Source organism: Spirulina sp. CS-785/01 (assembly GCF_028330525.1).
Taxonomy (GTDB): Bacteria; Cyanobacteriota; Cyanobacteriia; order Cyanobacteriales; family Spirulinaceae; genus JAQMSD01.
On sequence record NZ_JAQMSD010000020.1, the window covers coordinates 1 to 6241 of the forward strand.

The window sequence follows — 6241 nt, forward strand, 5'->3', positions numbered from 1 at the left end:
CGGCATTAGCGGTTGTCCGTCTTTAGAAACTACGGGAATTCGATTCATAGGATATAACCCCTTTGAATTAGGTTTACGTCTCTTACGCCACGGTTAACGCTGTGTCCTGGACTAACCCAGTTGGGCGAGATTCCACCCCCTCACATATAATCCCAACTAGAGAAACATCTGGAAGTGTTTACTCGTTAACCGCTCTTGGCTCTATTCGCAGCTACGGGAAGGTTATCTCTCCCCACTCCCTCACCTCACGAAGTAGGTGGGGGTCATTGAAGATGTAGCCCAACCTGTTGAGGATAATTCTACTCATTCTATTCTATTCTAAGTCTATGAAATCCCGATATTCCTTGCTTTTAAGCCTCTGTGCTGCTTGTTTAACAGGTTGTGCAGCAGAGACTTCACCCACTCCTACCCATTCCCTTGCTTCTTATTTTTCACCCGTTGCCGAAACTTCGTTAACTCACAGTCAGTCGGTGGCGGATTTGGAAGATTGGTTAGGGATAGCGTTGCCTCCGGTGGAGGAGGGGTTACAGAATCGTTGGCCGCCGGAATTAGAGGCGGGTTTTCGACGACGGGCAGAACGGGCGATCGCCCATTACGCTGGAAAAGACTATGGCAATACCCACGCTGAAAACGAAAAACGGTCTTATCCCCTGGCCATGTTGGACTTTTTAGCGGGAAACCGAGAACGCGCGATCGCCTTTTTACAACAAGAAGATGTCCAAGCCAACCAACACCAACACACCGCAGGAATAGACTACTATTTCGCCTTCACCCTCAAAGGCCAAATTCGCAAATACTTCCTGTTTGGCCCCTACCTCAACCCCAGTTACCGACAACGAATGTATGAGGGGGCCAAAAATTGGACCGAAGAAGACCCCAACACGCGACCTCACCCCGTCTATGGCCACGGTGACGGGACTGGCAAAGACTGGAGTATCCAACGGCGAGGGGGATGGGTGGATAGTCGCAACACCGACAACTTGCAGGCCATGCGAGAAGTGGCCGTCTATCTCATGGCCGAGGAAACCAACAACGAAACCGTCCGCCAACAATACAAAGCCAAACTGCAACGCTATGTCTGGGCGTTATACCATATTGGCATGGGGGAATGGGACTCGGAAACCTACCACAGCCAAACCTTTGCCGCCTATTTAAACCTCTACGACTTCGCCCAAGACTCAGAAGTCAAAGCCTTAGCTAAAGCCGCCTTAGACTGGCTTTCCACTGCTGCTGCGGTGAAATATTATCACGGGGGATGGGCAGGCCCCGTCAAACGAGACTACGGGTGGTCTAATGTGGTGTATGGGGCCGATGCTGCCCGCTTTTTCTCTCTCTATTTCGGCGATGTCCCCTTTCCTAACCCTGACCCCACTAGGGATAGTCTTCATGCTATTACCAGTCGTTATCGACCTCCTCTAGCAGTGGTCGCTTTAGCTAAAAAACAGTTTCCTAAACCTGTGGAAATTTTAGCCACGAAACCCATTTACGAAAACTGGAAGGAAGGGGGAGACCAACAACCCGGATATTGGGAAACGACTTTTATTGGTAACAGTTATCAAATGGGGAGTATTGCTGCTAGTTTTCCTGATGGAGATGTGGCCCCTTTTAAATTGGTGGCACAAAACTCTCAACGAGGAGTTGATTATTTTGTGGCCAATACTGATCAAAAATGGGTGAGACCAGGGAAACGTCCGGGGGATCAAATTGGACAATTTCGGAATTTATTAATTTGGCTACGGCCTGCTGATGAAACTCCCTTCTTTTTTCAACTCCCAAAAACGGCAAAGATTGAAAAAATTGATAATATTTGGTTTGTCCAGTTAGAGAAAACGTGGTTAGCTATTCACCCTCTACAGTTACAAGATTATCAAGCTATTACTGTAGAGCATAAAAAATATCAAGAGATGTATTCCCAAGCACAAACCTATCAAGTTTTGTCCCAACCTCAAGGGGACTATACTGGGTTTGCATTGGAGGTGGGAGAAGCAGAAACCCACGGCAGTTATCAAGATTTTACGCAAGCGGTTCGGCAAAAAAGTCAAGTTGATGTAACAAATTTAAACAATGGGAGAGTGGAATTAACAGGCAGTCAAGACAACCGCCTGATGTTTACATATAATCCCGAAAATTTACTCCCACAAATTGAACGAAATGGAGTTTTTTTAAGGAGAGAAAACCATTTTGAATTATACCGTTCACTTCCCCAAGGAAACCCCATTTTTCTCGGTTGGAAAGCTGGCACATTGCGCGTTGAAGCGGGAGGTCATACCTTTAAGACAACCGTGACAGAAGACCGATTAGTTGCTGATTAAAGGGAGAAACTATAATTCTAAAAAGCGATCGCTGGCCTTGAGTAACGCATCTCGAATCCCCGGTTCAGTCATAGAATGGCCTGCATCGGCAATGACCTGAAACTCGGCTTCTGGCCATCGCTTATGTAACTCCCAAGCAGTGGTCATGGGACAAACCATATCATAACGTCCTTGAACAATAATAGCCGGAAGATGACGAATGCGATCGAGATTATCGAATAACTGGGTTTCTGGATTAAAAAATCCCCCATTCACAAAATAATGACATTCAATCCGCGCAAAGGCCGCAGCAAACCGAGAATCCCCAAATTTGTCCGCCACATCATCAGGAGGAATTAATTTACTGGTACTTCCTTCCCAAATAGACCACGCTTTGGCGGCCTCCTCACGAATTTGGGCATTTTCATGGGTTAAGCGTTTATAATACGCCGTGAGTAAATCCCCTTGTTCTGCAACGGGAATGGGGTTTAGATACGCTTCCCAAGCATCGGGGAAAATATAACTGGCCCCTTCTTGATAAAACCACTGTAATTCCTTACGACGCAGCAGGAAAATTCCCCGCAAAATCATTCCTAAGCAACGACTGGGGTAGGTTTCACTGTAACTTAATGCGAGGGTACTCCCCCAACTTCCTCCAAACACCACCCAAGACTCAATCCCCAGATGATCTCGCAATTTTTCAATATCTGCGACTATATCCCAGGTGGTATTCTCCTGTAATTCTGCGTGGGGGGTACTTTTTCCGCATCCCCGTTGGTCAAAAATGACAATTCGCCACCCTTGCGGGTCAAAATAGCGACGGTAGATGGGATCACTCCCTCCTCCGGGCCCTCCGTGAAGGAAAATCACGGGTTTTCCTTGGGGGTTGCCTGATTCTTCAAAATAGAGGGTATGTAAGTCGGAGACTTTTAAATATCCCTCGTTGTACGGTTCAATAGGAGGATAGAGTTCGCGCATAATCTTATGGAATGGGGAAATTTTTTGGCTTGGTTTGGGACCCTCGCGTTAATTGTCGGTGGGGGGATGGGTGCAATGGTTTGGGCGTATGTGGGGTCTGGGAGTACCGTTACCCTGTTTACTGATCCCATCTTATTACCCCCGGAATCGCCCCCAGAAGGGCAAAAAAACCGTCTTAGAGAACGTTTTGATCAGGGGGTGGAGGCGTTTAGGGTACAGAAGTATCGTCAAGCCAAAGAGCAGTTTTTGCAAGTGGTCCGCCAGGGGACAGACTGGCCAGAAGCCTATCATAATTTGGGGTTAGCGTTTGGAAATTTGCGCCAAATTGATGATGCGGTGGCGAGTTTGGTGCAAGCGGGGGAGTATTATGGACAACAGAATCGGGGTGATGCGATCGCGTTACTCAAACAACATCTACAAACCCTGAAAGCCTACAAAGAGGAACAACAGCAATAAGAGTTATACAGAGGGAAAAGCGCGATCGCGCCGCCAAAAATGCTAGGATCAAACTAGGCTCAACCCTGAACGCCAACCCAGAAAACCACAAGAATTTAATTTATTATGGGCAGACATAACCCCTATACTTTACGACTAGAAATCACCAAAATGATGGATCAGGGACAGTCTTTCTTTTGTACCATGAAAGTCCAAGACTGGCTCAAAGAACGCAAAGAAAACCCCGATGATTATAACATTGTTTTCCATCGACAACCCGCGCCTCCAGGGTCAAAAGAAGTCATGCAAGTCGAAATTGAACTCCAACGCAAGGATGGCCAACCTGTTGATCCTTGGTTACAAGAAGAAGTGAACCGACAAGAATAAGAAATGAGACAAAATTCATCTATTTTACACCAGTCTATTTTACACAGAGCAATGACAGAGGGAAAAGTCCGCCCTAAAGCCCTGTTACCTGTCCTGTTAGCCTTAGAAAAACAGCGAGTGAGAGGATCAGTTCCAGAGTTAACAGGAACGTGGCAACTGCTTTGGACAAGTGGGATCAAAACTATTCAAAAACCTGTAGAACAGTTGAGTGATCAACCGAAACCTATTTTCAAGAATATTCAACAAATTATTGACCCAGATCAGCAACAACTTATTAATCAAGTTAACTTCTCTTTGCTGCAAATTTCGGTGCAAAATTCCTTAACAATTCCTAGAAGAAACCGACTCAATTTTATCACTCAAAAAGTACAGATCAAACTCGGTTCACTCCCTTCTATTTCCTTCCCTATTGGGAAAGCAACCGGATGGTTACAAATAACCTATTTGCACCCTCCCTTTAAAATTGCCCGAGGAAATCGTGGCGGAATTGCCCTATATTATAAACTAAACTCCAACTCTAGTTTATAGTAGGTTGATCATAAAATAATTTTTTATAATCACCAATCACCAATTACCAATTGATTAATGACACCCACCACCAACCCTTTACAAACCCCCCATAGTGGTTATCACTGGAACGGGACAAGTAAACGCTTTTTTGAAGGCTGGTATTTTCGGGTAACAATTCCCGCAATACAGCAAACCTTCGCCTTTATGTACTCCATTGATGATCCCCTTGGGGGGACTCAATATAGTGGCGGTGCAGCACAAGTATTAGGGGCAAATGATGAATATGTTTGGCGTACTTTTCCTGATGTAAATACCTTTTGGGCAACCCAAAATAAACTAGGATTAGGTCATTGGCGAAAAACTGATTTAGATATCCCCCCCCAAGAATTAGACCCAGAATTATTTAATGAAAGTATTGAGGAAGGATATCAAGCCACAGACCGTTTAAATCAAGGATATATTCGTGATCCAGGTACAGGAAATTATTGTCGCTGGCAATACGAAATTAAACCTGTTTATGGGTGGGGAAACCCTAATGCTCGCCAACAATCAACGGCTGGTGTTCTTTCCGCCTCGCAAATTTTTGAACCCGGTTGGCAAATTTTAATGGCCCATGGATTAGCCACAGGTTGGATTGATTGGAATGGGCAAATGTATTATTTTAATGATGCACCCGCCTATCATGAAAAAAATTGGGGACGTTCCTTTCCGGAACGGTGGTTTTGGTTGAATTGTAATTGTTTTGAAGATGAGTCAGATTTAGCTTTAACCGCAGGGGGAGGCCGTCGAGGGGTTTTATGGTGGATGGAGTCGGTTGCTTTAATTTGTTTTCATTATCGGGGACATTTTTATGAATTTGTCCCGTGGAATTCTCAAGTTAAATGGCAAATTCAACCCTGGGGAGAGTGGAAAATGCAGGCCAAAAATTTACAATATGAAGTGGAATTAGTGGGGACAACGGCCCACAAGGGGACACCGTTACGCGCACCGACGCAGGTGGGGTTACAATTCTGTTGTCGGGATACTATGGGGGGTGATCTCCGCTTAGAATTGCGTAATAGAGGGGGAAAACCCCTTTTATCCGCGAGAAGTTCTGTTTGTGGGTTAGAAGTGGGGGGAAAGGGTTGGGAAGAAGCGTGGATACGGGAGTGAGCAGTTTTACTGCTAATTAATTGGCTTATTTATTGATTGGCAATTTTCCGGAATTAGGAACAAAACCCTTGACAGGTAGATCATCCTTATAATATACAGTTCTAGAACTGTTGGTGAAAAATCTAAAGGCTGACTCAACCCATTCTATTTTTCCCGCTATGAACCTATTGAACTTCCTACTTAATGAGTAGAAGCGTATAATGTTAGAGCAACTCCGACGTAACCGAATCGTTAAGTTCCTGGTAGGTGGAGGACTTGCTGCTGCCTTTAACCTAGCAGCGATCGCGTTTTTAATTGAATTCGTAGGATGGGATACACCGCTATTGCGTAATATAGCCAACGTTGTACAGGGTAAGCTCATCTAATTTAGTAACAAATGCTACTGAAAAAAGAATAATACTATGTTGAAGGAAAAAAAGAATAATTTTGATAAAATCTCCTGAGTAACCCCAATTAAATCTTACTCAAATTCATCATTATGTCCAACG

At 44.8% G+C, this 6241-nt stretch carries 6 protein-coding genes; 5 read left to right on the forward strand and 1 reads right to left on the reverse strand.

Going from position 1 to position 6241, the window contains the following annotated elements:
- Positions 1-326 precede the first annotated feature (326 nt).
- Complete coding sequence (locus PN462_RS00725) at positions 327-2312, forward strand: hypothetical protein (RefSeq protein ID WP_272125907.1); 1986 nt, start codon at positions 327-329, stop codon at positions 2310-2312.
- Positions 2313-2321: 9 nt separating this feature from the next.
- Here the strand turns inward: PN462_RS00725 and pip are convergent, their stop codons facing one another.
- Positions 2322-3269, reverse strand: a complete 948-nt coding sequence (gene pip / locus PN462_RS00730; RefSeq protein WP_272125908.1) for a prolyl aminopeptidase — start codon at positions 3267-3269, stop codon at positions 2322-2324.
- Between the two features lie 6 nt (positions 3270-3275).
- On the opposite strand from pip, the gene PN462_RS00735 reads away from it, so the two are divergent.
- The 4 genes from PN462_RS00735 to PN462_RS00750 all read left to right on the forward strand — a co-directional run bounded on the left by PN462_RS00735 (position 3276) and on the right by PN462_RS00750 (position 5753).
- Positions 3276-3725 carry a hypothetical protein gene (locus PN462_RS00735; protein WP_272125909.1) on the forward strand — a complete coding sequence of 150 codons (450 nt, stop codon included), beginning with the start codon at positions 3276-3278 and terminating at the stop codon, positions 3723-3725.
- A 105-nt stretch (positions 3726-3830) separates the two neighbouring features.
- Positions 3831-4091 (forward strand): hypothetical protein, encoded by a 261-nt coding sequence (locus PN462_RS00740; protein ID WP_272125910.1) that lies wholly within the window; start codon positions 3831-3833, stop codon positions 4089-4091.
- 3 nt (positions 4092-4094) lie between these two features.
- Positions 4095-4619, forward strand: a complete 525-nt coding sequence (locus PN462_RS00745) for a PAP/fibrillin family protein (RefSeq protein WP_272125911.1) — start codon at positions 4095-4097, stop codon at positions 4617-4619.
- Positions 4620-4676: 57 nt separating this feature from the next.
- Complete coding sequence (locus PN462_RS00750) at positions 4677-5753, forward strand: tocopherol cyclase family protein (protein ID WP_272125912.1); 1077 nt, start codon at positions 4677-4679, stop codon at positions 5751-5753.
- Positions 5754-6241: the final 488 nt, after the last annotated feature.